At 46.7% G+C, this 16,482-nt stretch carries 16 protein-coding genes; 3 read left to right on the top strand and 13 right to left on the bottom strand.

Translation table 11 applies throughout. The annotated features are described in order from the left end of the window. Positions 1 to 21: 21 nt before the first annotated feature. A complete protein-coding gene (locus H70357_RS17900) occupies positions 22 to 543 on the bottom strand; it encodes an SMI1/KNR4 family protein (protein WP_038592270.1) in 522 nt (173 codons plus the stop codon). Between the two features lie 14 nt (positions 544 to 557). Continuing rightward, the gene (locus tag H70357_RS17895) at positions 558 to 1,094 is read right to left on the bottom strand and encodes a DUF2262 domain-containing protein (RefSeq protein WP_038592267.1); all 537 of its coding nucleotides are present in this window, start codon (positions 1,092 to 1,094) and stop codon (positions 558 to 560) included. Between the two features lie 243 nt (positions 1,095 to 1,337). On the opposite strand from H70357_RS17895, the gene H70357_RS17890 reads away from it, so the two are divergent. Then, on the top strand, positions 1,338 to 2,513 hold the full coding sequence (locus tag H70357_RS17890; protein ID WP_038592264.1) for a serine hydrolase domain-containing protein: 1,176 nt from the start codon (positions 1,338 to 1,340) through the stop codon (positions 2,511 to 2,513). 38 nt (positions 2,514 to 2,551) lie between these two features. Here the strand turns inward: H70357_RS17890 and H70357_RS17885 are convergent, their stop codons facing one another. From H70357_RS17885 to zwf, 5 genes are all read right to left on the bottom strand, one after another. Further along, the gene (locus H70357_RS17885; RefSeq protein WP_038592261.1) at positions 2,552 to 3,070 is read right to left on the bottom strand and encodes a spermidine/spermine N(1)-acetyltransferase; all 519 of its coding nucleotides are present in this window, start codon (positions 3,068 to 3,070) and stop codon (positions 2,552 to 2,554) included. Positions 3,071 to 3,314: 244 nt separating this feature from the next. Continuing rightward, positions 3,315 to 4,910, bottom strand: a complete 1,596-nt coding sequence (locus H70357_RS17880) for a peptide ABC transporter substrate-binding protein (RefSeq protein WP_052092096.1) — start codon at positions 4,908 to 4,910, stop codon at positions 3,315 to 3,317. Between the two features lie 192 nt (positions 4,911 to 5,102). Then, positions 5,103 to 6,521 (bottom strand): NADP-dependent phosphogluconate dehydrogenase, encoded by a 1,419-nt coding sequence (gene gndA, locus H70357_RS17875; RefSeq protein ID WP_038592255.1) that lies wholly within the window; start codon positions 6,519 to 6,521, stop codon positions 5,103 to 5,105. A 167-nt stretch (positions 6,522 to 6,688) separates the two neighbouring features. Then, on the bottom strand, positions 6,689 to 7,357 hold the full coding sequence (gene fsa, locus H70357_RS17870) for a fructose-6-phosphate aldolase (protein ID WP_038592252.1): 669 nt from the start codon (positions 7,355 to 7,357) through the stop codon (positions 6,689 to 6,691). Between the two features lie 39 nt (positions 7,358 to 7,396). Then, positions 7,397 to 8,908, bottom strand: a complete 1,512-nt coding sequence (gene zwf, locus H70357_RS17865; RefSeq protein ID WP_038592249.1) for a glucose-6-phosphate dehydrogenase — start codon at positions 8,906 to 8,908, stop codon at positions 7,397 to 7,399. A gap of 99 nt (positions 8,909 to 9,007) precedes the next feature. On the opposite strand from zwf, the gene H70357_RS17860 reads away from it, so the two are divergent. Both H70357_RS17860 and H70357_RS17855 read left to right on the top strand, forming a co-directional pair. Beyond that, positions 9,008 to 9,895, top strand: coding sequence for a LysR family transcriptional regulator (locus H70357_RS17860; RefSeq protein WP_038592247.1), 888 nt, complete (start codon positions 9,008 to 9,010; stop codon positions 9,893 to 9,895). Between the two features lie 143 nt (positions 9,896 to 10,038). Beyond that, on the top strand, positions 10,039 to 10,404 hold the full coding sequence (locus H70357_RS17855; protein WP_052092095.1) for a winged helix-turn-helix transcriptional regulator: 366 nt from the start codon (positions 10,039 to 10,041) through the stop codon (positions 10,402 to 10,404). Positions 10,405 to 10,522: 118 nt separating this feature from the next. Here the strand turns inward: H70357_RS17855 and H70357_RS17850 are convergent, their stop codons facing one another. From H70357_RS17850 to H70357_RS17825, 6 genes are all read right to left on the bottom strand, one after another. After that, positions 10,523 to 11,488 carry a zinc-binding alcohol dehydrogenase family protein gene (locus H70357_RS17850; protein ID WP_038592244.1) on the bottom strand — a complete coding sequence of 322 codons (966 nt, stop codon included), beginning with the start codon at positions 11,486 to 11,488 and terminating at the stop codon, positions 10,523 to 10,525. Positions 11,489 to 11,713: 225 nt separating this feature from the next. Beyond that, on the bottom strand, positions 11,714 to 12,322 hold the full coding sequence (locus tag H70357_RS17845) for an ABC transporter permease (RefSeq protein ID WP_038592243.1): 609 nt from the start codon (positions 12,320 to 12,322) through the stop codon (positions 11,714 to 11,716). After that, positions 12,319 to 13,089: an ABC transporter ATP-binding protein gene (locus H70357_RS17840; protein ID WP_038592241.1), complete on the bottom strand. Its 771-nt coding sequence runs from the start codon at positions 13,087 to 13,089 to the stop codon at positions 12,319 to 12,321. The genes H70357_RS17845 and H70357_RS17840 overlap by 4 nt, the downstream gene beginning before the upstream one ends. A 21-nt stretch (positions 13,090 to 13,110) precedes the next feature. Beyond that, a complete protein-coding gene (locus tag H70357_RS17835; protein WP_038592240.1) occupies positions 13,111 to 14,016 on the bottom strand; it encodes a glycine betaine ABC transporter substrate-binding protein in 906 nt (301 codons plus the stop codon). A gap of 9 nt (positions 14,017 to 14,025) precedes the next feature. Beyond that, on the bottom strand, positions 14,026 to 14,682 hold the full coding sequence (locus H70357_RS17830) for an ABC transporter permease (RefSeq protein ID WP_038592238.1): 657 nt from the start codon (positions 14,680 to 14,682) through the stop codon (positions 14,026 to 14,028). Between the two features lie 308 nt (positions 14,683 to 14,990). After that, the gene (locus H70357_RS17825) at positions 14,991 to 16,163 is read right to left on the bottom strand and encodes an MFS transporter (RefSeq protein ID WP_038592237.1); all 1,173 of its coding nucleotides are present in this window, start codon (positions 16,161 to 16,163) and stop codon (positions 14,991 to 14,993) included. Positions 16,164 to 16,482 lie beyond the last annotated feature (319 nt).

Below are 16,482 nucleotides of genomic sequence, written 5' to 3'. Positions count from 1 at the left end.
GCAGAATATACCTCTATCTCCTCACTCCTCTTCACTCAAGCATTGTTCAATAAAGTCAAACAAGCCTGCCGCCTCAACAGACCGGTTTCCCCAGTCATGATAAAAATAGAGCAACTGCCCAAAGGTCCCTTCTGCTGTAGGGTCCGTGTCTATACAGAGATGATCGCCACCCCCGTTGCTGGCAATAGGGATCCACCGTGGATTCCACAGTAACGGCTTGATCTGCGGGGCAATCTCCGGTTCCATGTCATCCGGATCAAACTCTTCATTTAGAAATTCCCAATCCTCGAGAATCTGTTCAAGCGGCGACAGCGTTAGATTTCGGACAAAACACTGCGAGCCTGCTTCCCAATCCTGACCATTATATATGCTATAGAAGTCCCTCAACTCCTGGGGAAGTACAACCTCCAGCGTACTGGCAAGCCCATCAAGTTCTTCCACGCTAGCGCCAGGCTGTAAATTCAAATTTGCTTCGTACCCCGGAGTATTCCGGCTGCCTTTTGCAATAATGCGCTGCCACAGTGTCTCTGCCTTCTCTGTCATATCCCTCATTCTCCTTATAAACCTTGGTTTACAAAATTTTTATGTTCATCTATGTCGATATGTATCCGATGTCCGGCAAAATAATCCGGTTTGTTCCCAAGCTCAATTGACATCTTAAACGAACCGGCACCATCTACCTGCTCAAAAACAACACTCCATAGAAACAAGCTGTTTAAAAAAGCTTCATCCGAAATCGGGACGCAAACAGTTTGCCCGTCCAGCTCCACATAGCCTTCATTGTCCGATAGCTCAACAAAATCCGGGTCATCCCAAATCCATTCCTCGGCCCGCTCTTTAGCCCACTCCAGCGCCTTACCGAGTTCTCCCTTGTTCATCTGAAGCCAGGCAAGCTCCTCCTCCAGCAAAGGAACGGCACTTATAGCTGCATCTTTTGCTATTTCCTTACTTCCGATTGCCGTGGGCAGGAATATTTCAACCTCAACATCGTCTCCCCAAATCTGTACAGGCTGGAAACAGCAGCAGTATGTCTCCTTCGTCAATTCCGTTATTGACCACGATTCAACGGGTATCCGGACCACTACATCTGACATTTGTTTTTCTCCTCCATAATTTACTCCTTCCAATATACCCCAAATATTACCGTGGAGACACCATATCTTATAAAACTATCCGGTGGCATAAGAGTTATATTGTATCCGTTTTGCAGGTTAACCGGATTGTGTTCTGCCGTGGCACTATACAATCTGTCCGAAAGCGCTTAATATTTTCTATAACGAATGGTTAACATCCGCTTTAGTTAAAGTGAAGTTATTCGAGAAGGAGACATAAGTGACATGCTGGAGTCAAACTTAACCAACCAATTGAAAAAAACGCTGAAAGCAAGTATCGGCAACAAGGAAATCGCAGGAGCAAACTTTATGCTGATCAAGAACGGCAATGAAGTTTTGTACCATGAAGACGGCTTGGCCGATCTCGAGTCGGGACGTCCTATTACAAGGGATTCGATTTTTCGTTTATATTCGATGACGAAGCCGATTACCGCCACTTCCGTCATGATGCTGCTTGAGCGTGGGGATATCGATTTATTCGATCCTGTTAGCAGCTATATTCCGGGCTTCCAAAACCAACAGGTCGAGAAAAACGGCGAACTGGTGCCTGTCAGCCGGGAGGTCAACATTCACGATTTGCTGAACATGACATCCGGATTGGTATATGGCGGAACGGACAAAGCCGGACAGCAAACGGATGCTTTGTTTCAAGAACTGGGCAGCCGTTTGTACAGTGAAAACGCGATGAGCACAATGGAATTTGCAAATTGCCTAGGTAAAGTCCCCCTTTCGTTCGAGCCGGGAACGTACTGGCAATACGGAACATCGGCAGACGTCCTTGGCGCGATTGTGGAAGCGGTTAGCGGCATGCGGTATGGGCAATTTTTGAAAAAGGAAATCTTCGAGCCGCTGGAAATGAAAGATACCGGTTTCTGGCTGCCTGAAGGAAAAAGAGAACGCCTTGTGAAAACCTATCAGGATGATGGTGAAGGCGGTTTGAAGCTGTATGCGGAAAGCCACCTGGGCATTGGCCATCAGATGGACCTTGATCCGGCATTTGAGTCGGGCGGAGCGGGACTTGTGTCTACGATTGACGATTACGCCAAATTTACAACAATGCTAATGAATCAAGGCAGCTTAAAAGGTGTTCAACTATTGAAGCCCAGAACAGTTAAATATTTAACGTCTGCAGCTTTAACCGATTGGCAGCAAAAAGGCTTCGATACGTGGCACACATTGCGCGGACATAGCTACGGCAATCAGATGCGCATCATGACCGACAGCGGAAAAGCCGGATTTATCGGCAGCCAAGGTGAATACGGCTGGGACGGCTGGCTGGGGGCGTATTTCAGTAACAGTCCTCAAGAAAGTCTGACTATACTATTTATGATCCAAAAAAAAGATGCCGGAACGACGACAATTACGCGCAAGCTGCGTAATATCGTGTTCAGCACCTTGTAAGAGGCAAAATGAAGGGAATCGCACAGTTAGGAATAACTTCAGGCGAATGTTTTGGTCATTATAAAATCAGTTTGTTCTTCATCACCCATATAAAAAGAGTGAGCTCCCGTTTGAACAAAACCGATTTTCTTATAAAAATCAATGGCCTTCTCATTCTTTTCCCAAACTCCTAGCCAGATCTTCTTTTTATTTTGGATCACCGCTACTTCCATTGCTTTGTCTATTAGATACTTTCCAAGCCCTTTTCTTTGAAAATTGTTTCTTATATAGATTCTTTCAATTTCTAGTGACTCATCACCTGCTTTTTCAGATTGGGAATCATTGATGTTTACTTTTAGATACCCGGCAAGTTCTTCATTAAAAAAGATGAAAAAGAATTCTGAAAAAACATTGCTCAATTCCTTTTCCAACTGTTTATAGGTAAATGCTTTTTCTAAATAGGTTTTCATATTTTTAGGTGAATTTTGCTGTTTAAACGTATCATTGAATGTCTCAACGCTAATTTGCTGTAGTATTTGTAAATCTTCACGGCTGCATTTCTTTATTATTACTGACATACTAGGAAGCTCCTTTATATAAGATTAATATATTCTCTTGTTGTCGTTATGATTAATAGTTTATAATATTATTGTTGCATTTACAACATATTATCAGAGGAACTCTCAACTGGGCTAAAGCCTTAGCTTAGGGGCGGTTTCACTTGCGGACGCAGATCGGTGCATAATGAGGAGGATAGTTCTTCATAAATACAGCCAGCAATCACCGACTCATTAAAAGTGGTGGATTTGCTGGCTGTTTACTTTATTTTATATATCCCCTCGTGAAGGCAATGTTTCCATCATAGTCTAGGTATACATTATGAATATTGGGTTTTTGCAGAACATCTGCAACATAATAATACAGCGGAATGATCGCCATCTGGTCGATAAGCAGCTTTTCGGCTTTGGCATAAAGATTGATGCGTTCTTTCGGATCAAAGGTATGTTTTGCTTGAGTTACATAGCTGTCATACAACGGATCACTCCAGCCTGAATCGTTGTTCTCATTCGTGGAAGACAGTATCTCCATCATAGCCGAAGGATCATTATAGTCTGCTCCCCAGCCAGCTCTTACCACGGCAAAATTCCGGCTGACCTTGTTGCTGATCAGCTCTTCCCAGGACTGGACCTCGAGACTTGCTTTGATACCCAGATTGTTGTACCAGTCGTTAATGATGGATTCTGCGATAGTATAATGCCCAGGTCCTTCGTTAACGATGACCGAAAAGCTTGGAAACTCGTTAAGCCCTTCTTCGTTCAAGCCTTTCTGCAGCAATTCCTTGGCCAGCTTCACATTTTCTTTAAAATAAGACGTATCTGCAACTGCGGTACGAAAATTGAGATCAGTGCTACGGATAGCCGGAGGTATAAATCCGAATGCAGGTGATCCATACCGGAGAGCTTCCCGGTCGATTGCCATAGCTAAGGCTTTTCTTATATTTACGTTGTTAAAGGGAGCTTGCTGCAGATTGAACTGATAATAATAAGTTGAGCCAAGAGGCATCTCTACGGTACGGATAGAAGATGTCTTAGCAAGAGTAGAATTATCCAGCTTATCGAATTCCGCAACAACCCAGTCTGCTTCATTATTTATGTAAGCAGCAGTAGTGTTAGCTGTTCCCGGCTTTGGCCGAAGAAATTGGACTTCTGAGAAATGAATATCAGCAGCTGCATGATATTTCGGGTTGCTAACCAGAGTCATTTTATTTTTTTCCCAGGACTGTAGTGTGAAGGGGCCGTTCGTGATTATGGTATTTGCAGAGTAAGCCCATTTTTTGTTCGCCTTCACATTCCCCGCATTTACCGGCAAATAAACATTCTCTGCCAGCGATTGAATGAAATAGGCTGTTTTTTCGTTCAGCGTCACCTGTAGGGTATTGCTGTTCAGTGCTTTCACTCCCACTTTTGAAGAATCCTTTAGCCTGCCTTGATTGTAATCCTTCGCATTGGAAATTGTATACATATTGAATGCAGAGATGCTCCCGGTTTCAGGCGCTAACGCCCTTTTCCATGCGTATTCAAAATCCGCGGCGGTAATCCTCTCCTTATTGCTCCACTTCGCGTCGGACCGTAGTGTGAACGTATAGGTTTTGCCGTCAGATGAGATTGTCCATGCTTTGGCGATGCCCGGTACAGCCTGACCTGTTTTATCCAGCCGAACCAATCCTTCGAACAATCCATTGACGATTGTCGATGTAATGACGTCTGAGGATATGGCGGGATCGAGTGATGCCGGTAATTTCTCAAGACCGATCCGGAGGACCTGCTTTGTTCCTGCTGGTGATGCGGCAGTCCACGAAGCCGTATTTAACCCTATAAGTAAGCTAAAAATCAATAATACACCTAATAATCTTTTCAACCATGCCCCTCCTCTTATTACCCAAATTTTAACATCGGTTAAAGAATATCATAATCATTGAAATCGAGCTACTAAATGAAGAACTCAATGAAGGTTGAGCGGCTTTTTACTCCGCAATCCCTCAGATGCTAATAAAGCCCGGGCTTATTCACCCGGACTTCTGCAAAGAAATATATATCTAATAATAGCTTATTATTCGTTGTTGTTCATCCATTGAAAATGGAAGCTTCCCGGCTGATCCACCCGTTCAAAGGTATGCGCTCCAAAGTAGTCTCTTTGTGCCTGCAGCAGGTTGGCCGGGAGACGTTCGGAACGGTAGCTGTCGTAGTAAGCCAGGCCGGAAGCGAAGGCCGGAACCGGAATCCCTCTTTTGACGGCAATCGCAACTACATCTCTCCACGCCTCCTGGTAGTTATGAACCACACTGCTGAAATACTCATCCAGGAAGAGGTTTTTGAGCTCAGGGTCGCGGTCATAGGCGTCCTTGATATTTTGCAGGAAGCCTGCGCGGATAATGCAGCCTCCGCGGAAAATCATCGCAATGCTCCCGTAGTTCAGGTTCCAGTTATATTCATCAGAAGCCACTCTCATCTGGGCAAAGCCTTGGGCGTACGAGGCGATTTTGCTGGCATAGAGCGCTTTGCGGACCGCCTCGATGAATGCCTTGGCGTCTCCGTCATAGCTCTTGACCTCAGGTCCCTTCAGGTGCTTGCTTGCAGCCACACGCTCTTCCTTCATGGCCGAGATGAAGCGTGCAAAGACGGATTCAGTAATGATGGACAACGGTACGCCCAGATCGAGCGCATTTTGACTCGTCCATTTGCCTGTCCCCTTTTGTCCGGCGGAATCCAGGATCACATCGACCATCGGCTTGCCTGTGTCCGGGTCTGCTTTGGCAAAGATGTCGGCTGTAATCTCAATCAGATAGCTGCTTAGCTCGCCGCGGTTCCATTCCGAGAAAATCTGATGCAGCTCATCGGTATCCAGTCCCAGTACATCCTTCAACAACTGATACGCTTCGCCAATAAGCTGCATATCGCCGTATTCGATGCCGTTATGGACCATTTTGACATAGTGACCGGCTCCATCTTCTCCGATGTAAGTGGAGCACGGATCGCCGTCCACTTTGGCCGAAATGGCAGTCAGGATTGGCTCCACCAGCTCATAAGCATCCTTTTGTCCGCCCGGCATAATGGCGGGTCCCTTCAGCGCCCCTTCTTCACCGCCCGATACCCCTGCACCGATGAAGCGGAAGCCTTGAGCCTGAAGCTCTTTGTTACGTCTTTGCGTATCCGGGAAAAAGGCGTTCCCACCGTCAATCAGGATATCCCCTGGCGATAAATGCGGCACCAGCTGCTGAATCGTATCATCAGTCGGCTTACCGGCCTTGACCATAATCATGATTTTGCGCGGCAGCTCCAGAGACTGGACGAACTCTTCAATGCTGTAGGCACCTGCGAAATTTTTGCCCGCCGCTTCTGCAAGCAGCTCATCGGTTTTCTCCCGGGAACGGTTGTACAGGGCCACCGAGAACCCTTTGCTCTCCATATTCAAGGCCAGATTCTTACCCATGACGGCTAAGCCGACCACACCAATCTGCTGTTTACCCATCGTCAATAAACCTCCCTATGATATGTGCTGGACCAAGAATGAGATCAAGGGGCTTAGTCGTGACTGCGGAGAATGTTTGGACTTCCGGTCGCTATCGCTCCTACAGTTCCAAACTTCTCCTCCGTCACTTCAGCCTCTTGAGAAATCTTGGTTTTTTATTAACAGTATTAGACCTGCGGCGCTTTCTTCCAGTCGGCAGCGAACTTCTCCAGCCCCTGATCGGTGAGCGGATGTTTGGAGATCTGCTCGATCACGCTGAACGGAATGGTGGCAATATGCGCACCGGCCATGGCAACGCGGGTCACATGGTCCGGATGGCGGACCGAAGCGGCGATAATCTGCGCATCCAGGTTATGAATGCGGAATAGCTCGGCAACTTTTACGATCAATTGCACTCCATCCTCCGAAATATCATCCAGACGGCCCAGGAATGGCGATACATAAGTAGCTCCTGCACGGGCAGCGAGCAGCGCTTGGTTCACTGTGAAGATCAGCGTCACGTTTGTTTTCACGCCTTTTTTAGTCAGATACCGGCAGGCTTCCAGACCTGCGAGCGTCATCGGGAGCTTGATCGTAATGTTTTTATCATAGTTATTGATCTTGATCAGCTCGTTTGCCTGTGCGATCATTTCTTCCGCAGTGACGGCATCCGGTGTCACCTCGGCGGATACGGATTCTACCTCAGGCACAGTGCGCAGAATTTCTGCAATGCGGTCTTCAAATTTCACGCCTTCTTTGGCTACCAGAGATGGATTCGTTGTGACTCCGGACAGTACACCGATTTGGTATGCTTTTTTGATGTCTTCCACATTTGCAGTATCGATAAAAAATTTCATGTTCGTAAACCTCCATTTTTAGTTGAACTAATATTAGTATTAAAAATTTGAAGCATCAGGCAAAGCTAGCTCGCTTACTTCTTCAATGGCAGAGTCGAGCCACCAGTGATTTCCATCCTTCGCCAGCAGCTGATTCGATTCTACAGGTCCGAACGTACCCGCAGCGTAGGAATGAAGAGGAACCGTATTCTTGTCAAAAGCATTCAGGATCGGCTGCACCCATTTCCAGGACAGCTCCACCTCATTCCAATGCGCAAAGAATGACGGATCTCCGTGTAAGGCATCATAAATCAGGTTCTCATAAGCTTCCGGGACCTCAATAGACCTGGTATGGAAGTCAATATGCATGGCCTTGAACTTCCCCTTGTGCTGGGGATCTCTTGCCTTGAGCTGTAGCGTAATCCCCTCGTTCGGGCTGATCTCGAACACCAGAAGATTGGGGATATCATCCTCGGCGGCTGACGAGTTCTGCTTGAGCGGCTCTTTGAATTCAATCACAATCCGTGTCGATTTCTCTTTCATTCTCTTCCCGGTTCGGATATAGAACGGCACACCTTTCCAGAATGGATCATCGATCGTAAGTCTGGCTGCAATAAATGTATCGTTCATCGAACCTGCCGGAATTCCCGGTTCAGAGAGATAGCCTGGAACCGGCTTGCCCTTGATGGTGCCTGCAGTGTACTGCCCACGGATCACTTGAAACTGGATATCCGCTTCTTCCAACGGCTCCAGGGCTTCCATAACTTCTTTTTTCTTGTAGCGCACCTCATCTGCGGAGCTGTCTTTCGGCAAGCGGATCGCAAGCATCATCAGCAGCTGCAGCATATGATTCTGGAACATGTCTCTGAGTGCACCCACATGATCGTAATAACCCGCTCTTTCTTCCACGCCCACCGTTTCCCCCGCAGTAATCTGCACGTTGGCAATGTAGCGGTTGTTCCAGAGTGCGTGAAGCACCGGATTCGTCTGCTGGAATACATCCAGCTCCTGCACCATAGGCTTACCCAGGTAATGGTCGATCCGGAAAATTTCATCCTCACTAAACGCTTCACTCAGCTTCAGATTCAGTGCCTGCGCAGACAGCAGATCATGTCCGAAGGGCTTCTCAATCACCAGACGTTTCCAGCCCTTGGCAGCACCCAGGCCACTTTCCTTAATGTTCAAGGCAATCGGCTCAAAAAACTCAGGACCGACGGATAAATAGAACATCCGGTTCGGGGAACTGCCCATGCTCTCTTCCTGCTTCTCAACCCGCTGCAACAGCTTAAGATAATCCTCTGTATGCCCCACATCCAGCACATTATATCGGAAGGCCTTCAGGAAGCGGCGCACGGACGCAGAATCATACACTTCCCGCCGGGAGAAATCCCGGATGGACCGCTCCACCATAGCCTGAAAGGCTTCATCAGCAAGTTCTCTTCTGCCAAGACCAATCACAGAGAATGAATGGTGCAACTTGTGGTCGAGAAACAGATTATACAGCGCGGGGTAGATTTTTCTTCGGGCTAAATCCCCTGTCGCTCCAAATAAAACAAATGTGGTTGCCTCCATCTCCATTCTCCTTTTGCTCTGGTTTATCTTTCCTGGTTACACTATAATACAAATACGATCCATACAAGTAATTAATATATTTCACAGGAGCTATAGACCATGTCTATGAACAATTTCGAGCTATACAAGGTTTTTTACTGGGCAGCCAAGACTGGAAGCCTGACCCAAGCCGCCAAATCCCTGTACATTACCCAGCCAAGCGTCAGTCATGCGATTAAACAACTGGAGGACAGCTTCGGCCTTACCCTCTTCACCCGGAATTCCAAGGGCGTCGTGCTGACACCTGAGGGGGCCACTTTGTACTCCTATATTGAACAATCCCATATCCTTATCACCCAAGCCGAGAAGAAAATGGCCGAGCTCAAAAACCTTGACAACGGCGAACTGCGAATTGGCGGCAGTGATTCACTGTTCAAGCATTATCTGTTGCCTTTTATCGAAATCTTTCACCAGCGCTACCCTGGCATCCGGCTTCATCTGATCCACGGAACGACACCCGAGGTCATTTCATATTTAAAAGAAGGCCTCGTCGATCTGGGCGTAGTGCGCATGCCGATCACCGATCCCCAGCTTGAGGTGCGGCAGGGACTTCAGCTGCAGGACTGCTTCATCGCGGGCAGCCACTATGCCGAGCTGAACCAGAAGGTGCTCTCTATTGAGGAGCTGCTACAGTACCCCATTATCCTCTTCTCCCGCAGCAGCCGCGCACGTATGGCGATTACGGACTTGTTCCAAGGCTACGGATATGAGCTGAAGCCTGAATTCGAGGTTGGCAGCGTTGGCCTGCTGATCGAGTTTGCCCGCAAAGGACTCGGCATCTCGTTTGTGACCCGGGAATTCGTGTCCAAGGAGCTGGAGGAAGGTTCTCTCTTCGAGATTCAACTGGATGTTCAGCTTCCCCCTGCCAGGGTGGGCATGATGACCATGCGCAACATGCCGCTGACGACCGCGGCCAGCAAGTTCATTGAGATTACTAAGGGAGACTGAAATATTTAAACTGAGGGGGGCTGTGAGGCTGCAGCTTGCTTTATTTAGCTTCCAACACTATGATAATGGTGCAATATCACTTTCGGAATTAGTATCCCTTAGATGATATAACATTCTTTTTGGAACTATTGGAGGATCAGAACATGCTGACTAAAGATGAACTTCCCTTTTGCCCTGTTGCCGTTACTGTGGGATTGATAGGTAATAAGTGGAAGCTGCTCATTATGAGGAACCTTTTGGCTAGACCGAATCGTTTTACTGAACTGCGAAATACAATCCCCGGAATCAGCCAGAAAGTGCTGACGGATAATCTTCGTTCTATGGAACAAGACGGGATTATCGTGAGAAAGGTATTCGCCGAAGTTCCGCCACGGGTCGAATATTCCTTAAGCGAAATAGGGCACACGATGCGTCCGATCATCTCCGCTATGGAGCAATGGGGTAATGGTTATCAAGAGACATACAAGGACAATCAGACAGCAGCTGAAAATAAAGCGTCGGCCGATTAATCCTGTCTTCTAATCATCGCAATCAAGCGCTTCTAAGAGCTGAACATTATTGAATCCTCAATAAATGTGTCCGGCTCCTTCAAGCGCTTTTTTTGCCTGTTCCAAGCGTTACTTGTAACTATTTATTTACGATTACAATTTTACCGTTAGCTGAGTTGCTCTCCATTAAGAGATGTGCCTTATGGATGTGTTCGAGCGGCAGAACTTTGGCGATAGGTACTTTGATCTCATGCCGTTCGATATGCTGGAACAGCTCTACGAGCAAGTGTCTCTTGACAGGCGTGCTTGTGAACGATGTCAGATACACGTTAGTCGGAACGTCAACCATTGGTTCGAACCCGTCCAATACCCACTCGCCTGCCAAAATCCCCGTGACACACACGATGCCATATTCGGCGGCAAGTCCAAGTGAATGCTTAAGCGTAACGGTTCCTACAAGCTCCAATACTTTATTTACTCCGCCTGGGGCAATAGCAAATAGCTTCTCGGACAAGCTGTCGTCGTCAAGCAAGATATGATCCGCGCCAAACTGCTTAAGCAGCTCCATCTTGTCCGGATTTCTTGTCGTTGAGATCACCGTTGCTCCAATACTCTTGGCAAGCTGTAATGCTGCGAGTCCTACAGAACTGGTGCCTCCGCGAATCAGTAGTGCCTCTCCCCCAGTCAGCTTCAGGGTGTCAAATAACGAAGCATAAGCCGTGTAGTACATTTCCGGAATCGCAGCGAGCTCAGCCCAGTCCAGCTGAATATCAATAGGGTACACCTGGTCTGATGGAATTAGTGTATACTCCGCATAGCTGCCGTCAAAATCGCGTCCAAGCCCGCCCATTAACGATACAATCCGTTGTCCTTTGACTAGGCCGCTATCCGAAGGATCTTCAATTTCACCCACACATTCAATCCCGATAATACGCGGAAGTTGAACAGAAGGCGAATGCCCCTGTCTGGTGTAAATCTCCGAACGATTAATGCCAAAAGCCTGGATTTTGACCAGGACCCAGCCTGGCTTCACTTCAGGTAATGGTACCTCCCGCACCTTCAGCTCCTGCGGCTCACACGGATGCTCCAATACTACTGCTTTCATGCTGCAACTCTCCTTTTGTTAGATTTAACTTGGGATTTTTCTATTCTGGGATGACCGTGACTACAGAGAATGTTTGGACTTCCGGCCGCTGTTATCTTCAGATTTTCTTGATTTTAACCACTACTAGTAGTAGAAATCCGAAGACAAAGGCGGACGCTAATGCTCCTCCAGTTCCAAAATTCCCCTCCGTCACTTTCCCCAATTTTTATTCTTCCAAGGTACAATCTATATGCTTTTTTCTACCCTAACGAGCAGCGCATTGACACCAACCGCCATTCCGGCGGATAGTACACTGCCCCAGACGATTTTATATACGTTCATTGTCCGAAGTCCGTCAAACAAGATATCACCCAATCCTCCTGCGTTGATGAACGCAGCGATCGTAGCCATGCCTATCGTAGATACTACCGCAAGCCGTATTCCGGTAAAAAAGGCTCTTATGGATAACGGCAGTCTGATCTTGTACAGCACCTGCAGGTTACACATGCCAATGCCTGTAGCCGCTTCGATGATGGCGGGATCAACCCCATTCAGACCTGCAAAGAAATTTCGCAGGAGCAGATATTGATTGTACACTACAAGCACTGTAATAGCCGTGGTCTTGCCCAGTCCCGTTACAGGAATCATCATCGCGAACAGAGCCACACTGGGTATCGAATAGATGATTGAGAACAAATGAACCAAGAACCTGGACAGCATTTTAGATGTCATGGAGATTAGGGTCAGAATCGAGGCGAGTAAAAGCGATGCCAGTAGTGTCATGCCCACAATCTCCAAATGTTCCACCAGCGCCTTTGCCCATTTATCGGGGTGGTTCATGATATATTCGATCAAGTTAACCCCTCCCAGAACTTCTCCTGCCCGCGGGATGAAGCGATTAAGGAGGATACGAAGCCATCTGCAGGGAAGGACGCAATATTCTTTGGAGTATCGAATTGACAGACCCGTCCTTTGTCCATAACAATAACCCGGTGCCCCAATTTAAATGCTTCATTGATATCATGGGTCACGAACAGAAAGGTTTTCTTAAGTCCTCCGTGAATGCGCAGTAGTTCATCCTGCAAATTCATCCGGGTGATGGCATCTAGTGCACCAAAAGGTTCGTCAAGCAGCATGATCTTGGGGTCTGACGCCAGCGCTCTTGCCAATCCGATCCGTTGTTGTTGGCCGCCTGACAGCTGGGAAGGATAGCGGTTCTTAAACTCACCCGGCTCTAGACCAACGAGTGTTAATAATTCATCTACTCTAGCTTCAATCTTTGCTTTGCTCCACTTTAAGAGCTTAGGTACGGCGGCGACATTCTGTCTGATGGTCATATGCGGAAATAAACCTACCTGTTGAATGACATAACCGATGCGTCTTCTTACTGTAACTGGATCTAGGGCTCTGATATCTTCACCAAAAAGCGTAATGCTCCCTTCGTCCGGCTCGTACAGACGGTTAATCATTTTCATCAATGTAGTTTTGCCGGAACCCGAGGAGCCCAAAATGGTAATGAACTCCCCTTCTTCAATGGACAGACTTACATGATCCACCGCGAAATAGCCGGCCTGATTATATTTCTTGCTCACATTGCTGAGTTCGATCGCAGTCTGTGCCATATTCTCCTCCAGAAATCCCGTTTATTTAATGGAGTCGTAAAACTCCTTGGCCACATCTTCATATTCTTCTTTGTCCACATCCACCTTTGCATTCAAGGCTGTAATGGTTGCGGTGTCCAGCGCAGCGCTTACCTTATTAATCTTCTCCGCAATGTCCGGTTGGGCATTCAATACCTCGTCACGGACAACCGGAGCCAAATTATAAGGCGGCCATACCTGTTTGTCGTCTTCTAGCAGTGTGAATTTATCCGTATTTACCAGCATGCCTTCTGTTGTATACCCCGGTGCAACATCCGCTTCGTCATTAGAGAGAACCTCATATTTCAAACTGTTATCATAGACCTTTGACGACTTCCATTTTAGCGGACCATAGATCTTCTCCAGCGCCGGGATGCCGTCTTCACGCTGATCGACTTCACCTTGGGAGGCAAACCGCAGCTCACTTGCATGCTTCTGCAGATCGGAAATCGTTGTAATCCCCAACTCCTTAGATACAGCTGTGCGGACAACCAGCCCTGCTCCATCATTGGCTTTGGAGTAATCCAGCCAAGTGACTTGGAACTGTTGTTTATATTCATCTTTCACCGTATTGTAAACTTCCTCAGGGTCGGTCATCAGCGGCTTCTTGAGAATGGTTAACAAGCCTGTCCCTGTGTATTCCGGATATAGATCAATCTCATTATTAATAAGCGAGGTATGAATGACAGACCCTGCAATGTTGAAGACTCTCTCGACCTTGTATCCTGCATCCTCCAGAGCCAGGGCATACAATTCACCTACGAGTAAATTTTCAGTGAAATCTTTACTCCCGACACGTACGGTTGGTTTGCCGCTTCCTTCCTCGTTTTTGCTGCCGCAGGCGGCCAGTGTAAGCAGCAATAGCAGTACAATTGCAACCGCTGTGAATGACTTTGTTGTATTCTTCATATCCAATCCCTACTTTCCGGTGAATTTATATTTAAACAAATATCTCTCTGCCCCATCAAGGATGAGCGCGGAGGCGATGGACAGCACCGCAACCGATACACCTCCAATCAGGAGCAAATCGATCCGGTTTAGACCAAGGCCTGTAAAAATAATGCTCCCGAGACCTCCGGCGCCGATCTTTGCGGCTAATGTCGCGCTTGCCACGATCTCAATGGCAGCCGTCTTGATTCCGGTCAGAATGAGCGGCGCGGCTAACGGAAGCTTCACCTTCAATAGCACCTGCCAGTCCGACATCCCCACCGCGTAAGCCGTTTCCAGCATAAACGCAGGCACTTCTTCAAGTCCGGTTATTGTGTTCAACAGAATCGGCGGAATGGCTAGTAATATCAGTGCTGTCATAGCCGGCTGGAATCCTGTCCCCATCAGCGGGATCAACAGAAAGAGGATCGCCAGGCTTGGGATGATCCGCAAAACCTGAAAGAGGGAGACGATCCATTTTTCGTATTTCTTGCGTTCCGCGCACAAATATCCCAGGATGATTCCAAGTATAGCTGAGACCCCTAAAGCCAAGATGCTGATGGCGATGTGCTCTTTTACGGAGAGCAAGTAAGCATCTATGTCGGTTGTGAAATAATTCGTAATCTGCTCCCATAAGCTGCTGCCCAAGCTGAACCCCGCCTTTACTGATTGCATTTTCTAGTGCCCAATAAATCATAAGTTATATAGTTACTTACTGGAAGTAGGCACCTTTTTATAATAGAGTTACCTTTAGGTGACTATTGGAGATATGCGCGGAGAATCCCAATAGCATAACGCTACTCTGTGTGCCAAACTGTGCACATTCCCTTTAACGAATGGTTAATAGTAACATTCTCCAAATCAAGTTCACAAAACAAAAAAAAGCCGCCATTTAGGCGACTTTGTATTTGAGCTTTATAAAAGGATCGCTCCTGCAGTTCCAAAATGCTCTTGTCCTATCGAACCTTACGTTTGTAAACTATGTTAACCATTTCAGAAGATATCAGCATGATGCAAAAAAGAATGAGCAGTATTACAGGAACCATAATCATTCCCAAATGACTTGCAAATATCCCCATCAATGATGGTATTAGGGTTGAACCCGTATAAGCGCTTGCCATTGCAAGTCCAATGACACTTGGGGAAGCTATTTTGCCAAAACGTTCCGGTGTTGAATGAACAATGCTTGGATAGATTGGTGCTCCGCCCAACCCCACAATAAATAGAGCACCTGCAGAAATCCAATAATGGACTGGCATAACAAGAATCAAAAGTCCAAAACAGCCCACGATCCCACCATATCTTATCAGGTTTTTACTGGATACGTTGGTCGACAGAAATCCTGATATGATTCGTCCAATGATGATTCCAATATAGAATAAGGAAGATAAAGCTGCTGCTGTGCCAGGAGAAACCCCTTTATTCCCTATAAAAAAAGATGCCATCCATAGACCTGCAGCAGCTTCCGATCCATTGTAACAGAGCATAGTAACCATGGATATTTTCACCCCTGGGATTCGTAAAGCCTCTCTGTTGCTGATCAGTTTCTTTTCGTCGCTTCCTTCCTCTATACTCTCCTTCTCAAAAATCTTCCATAAAGACAAAGACGCCAGTAATATCATCGCTATAGTAAGCAGAAGTAAGCCTACTGTAACGTATCCTGCACGCCAGTTGTTATCACGGTTCAGCCAAAACGACATTATAATTGGACCCGTAAATGCTCCAATTCCCCAAAAACAATGCAACCAGTTCATATGCTTGGCTTTGAAATGCATTGCTACATAGTTGCTCAATGCGGCGTCCACGGAACCTGCTCCTAAGCCCAAAGGAATAGCAAGTAGAATTAGAAATATGAAATCTGATGAAATAGAGAATCCAAGCAAAGCAATAGCCGTAGAGAGTATACTGAACAAGGTTACCTTCCCCGTACCGTATCTGTGCAACAATCTGCTGGCAAATAAACTCGATATTACCGTACAGAATGAGACTATTAACGATATATAACCTGCCATTTCTGTTGTGGCACCAATATCGTGTTGCATAATGGGCCAAGCGCTGCCTAGTAAAGCATCTGGCAATCCCAGACCCATAAATGCGAGATAAATAATCATTAGTAATAACGTAACCATCTTAGGGTTCTCCTCTATTTGGGTATTTGTCATCTGATCCAACTTCGAATCGAAACACAAATATAATAATATTGATATTCTTTCATCGGATCTTGCTATATTTTGACTGATTATAGCAATATTCAGTCAACGGACCGTATAAAGACAGATAATAAGGTAATGGGTAGCCCCCCTACAAATGTGTCAGCTTCTTCAGAAGTGGAAAAGTGCTTGCACCGCCTGAAGTTATGGGATTCCGATACTCTAGCAAAGCGCTTACTAGACAGATTTATAACGAATAAGGTGGTTTGTCAATATTGACTTTCCAACATATAGTGAT

This window comes from Paenibacillus sp. FSL H7-0357, from assembly GCF_000758525.1.
GTDB lineage: Bacteria > Bacillota > Bacilli > Paenibacillales > Paenibacillaceae > Paenibacillus_AQ.
This window is presented reverse-complemented; position numbering and strand designations above follow the sequence as displayed.

Bases quoted from the DNA above. Each gene is read 5' to 3' on its own strand.
- H70357_RS17900 (WP_038592270.1), bottom strand. From the start codon at position 543: ATGACAGAGAAGGCAGAGACACTGTGGCAGCGCATTATTGCAAAAGGC.
- H70357_RS17895 (WP_038592267.1), bottom strand. From the start codon at position 1,094: ATGTCAGATGTAGTGGTCCGGATACCCGTTGAATCGTGGTCAATAACG.
- H70357_RS17890 (WP_038592264.1), top strand. From the start codon at position 1,338: ATGCTGGAGTCAAACTTAACCAACCAATTGAAAAAAACGCTGAAAGCA.
- H70357_RS17885 (WP_038592261.1), bottom strand. From the start codon at position 3,070: ATGTCAGTAATAATAAAGAAATGCAGCCGTGAAGATTTACAAATACTA.
- gndA (WP_038592255.1), bottom strand. From the start codon at position 6,521: ATGGGTAAACAGCAGATTGGTGTGGTCGGCTTAGCCGTCATGGGTAAG.
- fsa (WP_038592252.1), bottom strand. From the start codon at position 7,357: ATGAAATTTTTTATCGATACTGCAAATGTGGAAGACATCAAAAAAGCA.
- zwf (WP_038592249.1), bottom strand. From the start codon at position 8,908: ATGGAGGCAACCACATTTGTTTTATTTGGAGCGACAGGGGATTTAGCC.
- H70357_RS17860 (WP_038592247.1), top strand. From the start codon at position 9,008: ATGTCTATGAACAATTTCGAGCTATACAAGGTTTTTTACTGGGCAGCC.
- H70357_RS17855 (WP_052092095.1), top strand. From the start codon at position 10,039: ATGCTGACTAAAGATGAACTTCCCTTTTGCCCTGTTGCCGTTACTGTG.
- H70357_RS17850 (WP_038592244.1), bottom strand. From the start codon at position 11,488: ATGAAAGCAGTAGTATTGGAGCATCCGTGTGAGCCGCAGGAGCTGAAG.
- H70357_RS17840 (WP_038592241.1), bottom strand. From the start codon at position 13,089: ATGGCACAGACTGCGATCGAACTCAGCAATGTGAGCAAGAAATATAAT.
- H70357_RS17835 (WP_038592240.1), bottom strand. From the start codon at position 14,016: ATGAAGAATACAACAAAGTCATTCACAGCGGTTGCAATTGTACTGCTA.
- H70357_RS17825 (WP_038592237.1), bottom strand. From the start codon at position 16,163: ATGGTTACGTTATTACTAATGATTATTTATCTCGCATTTATGGGTCTG.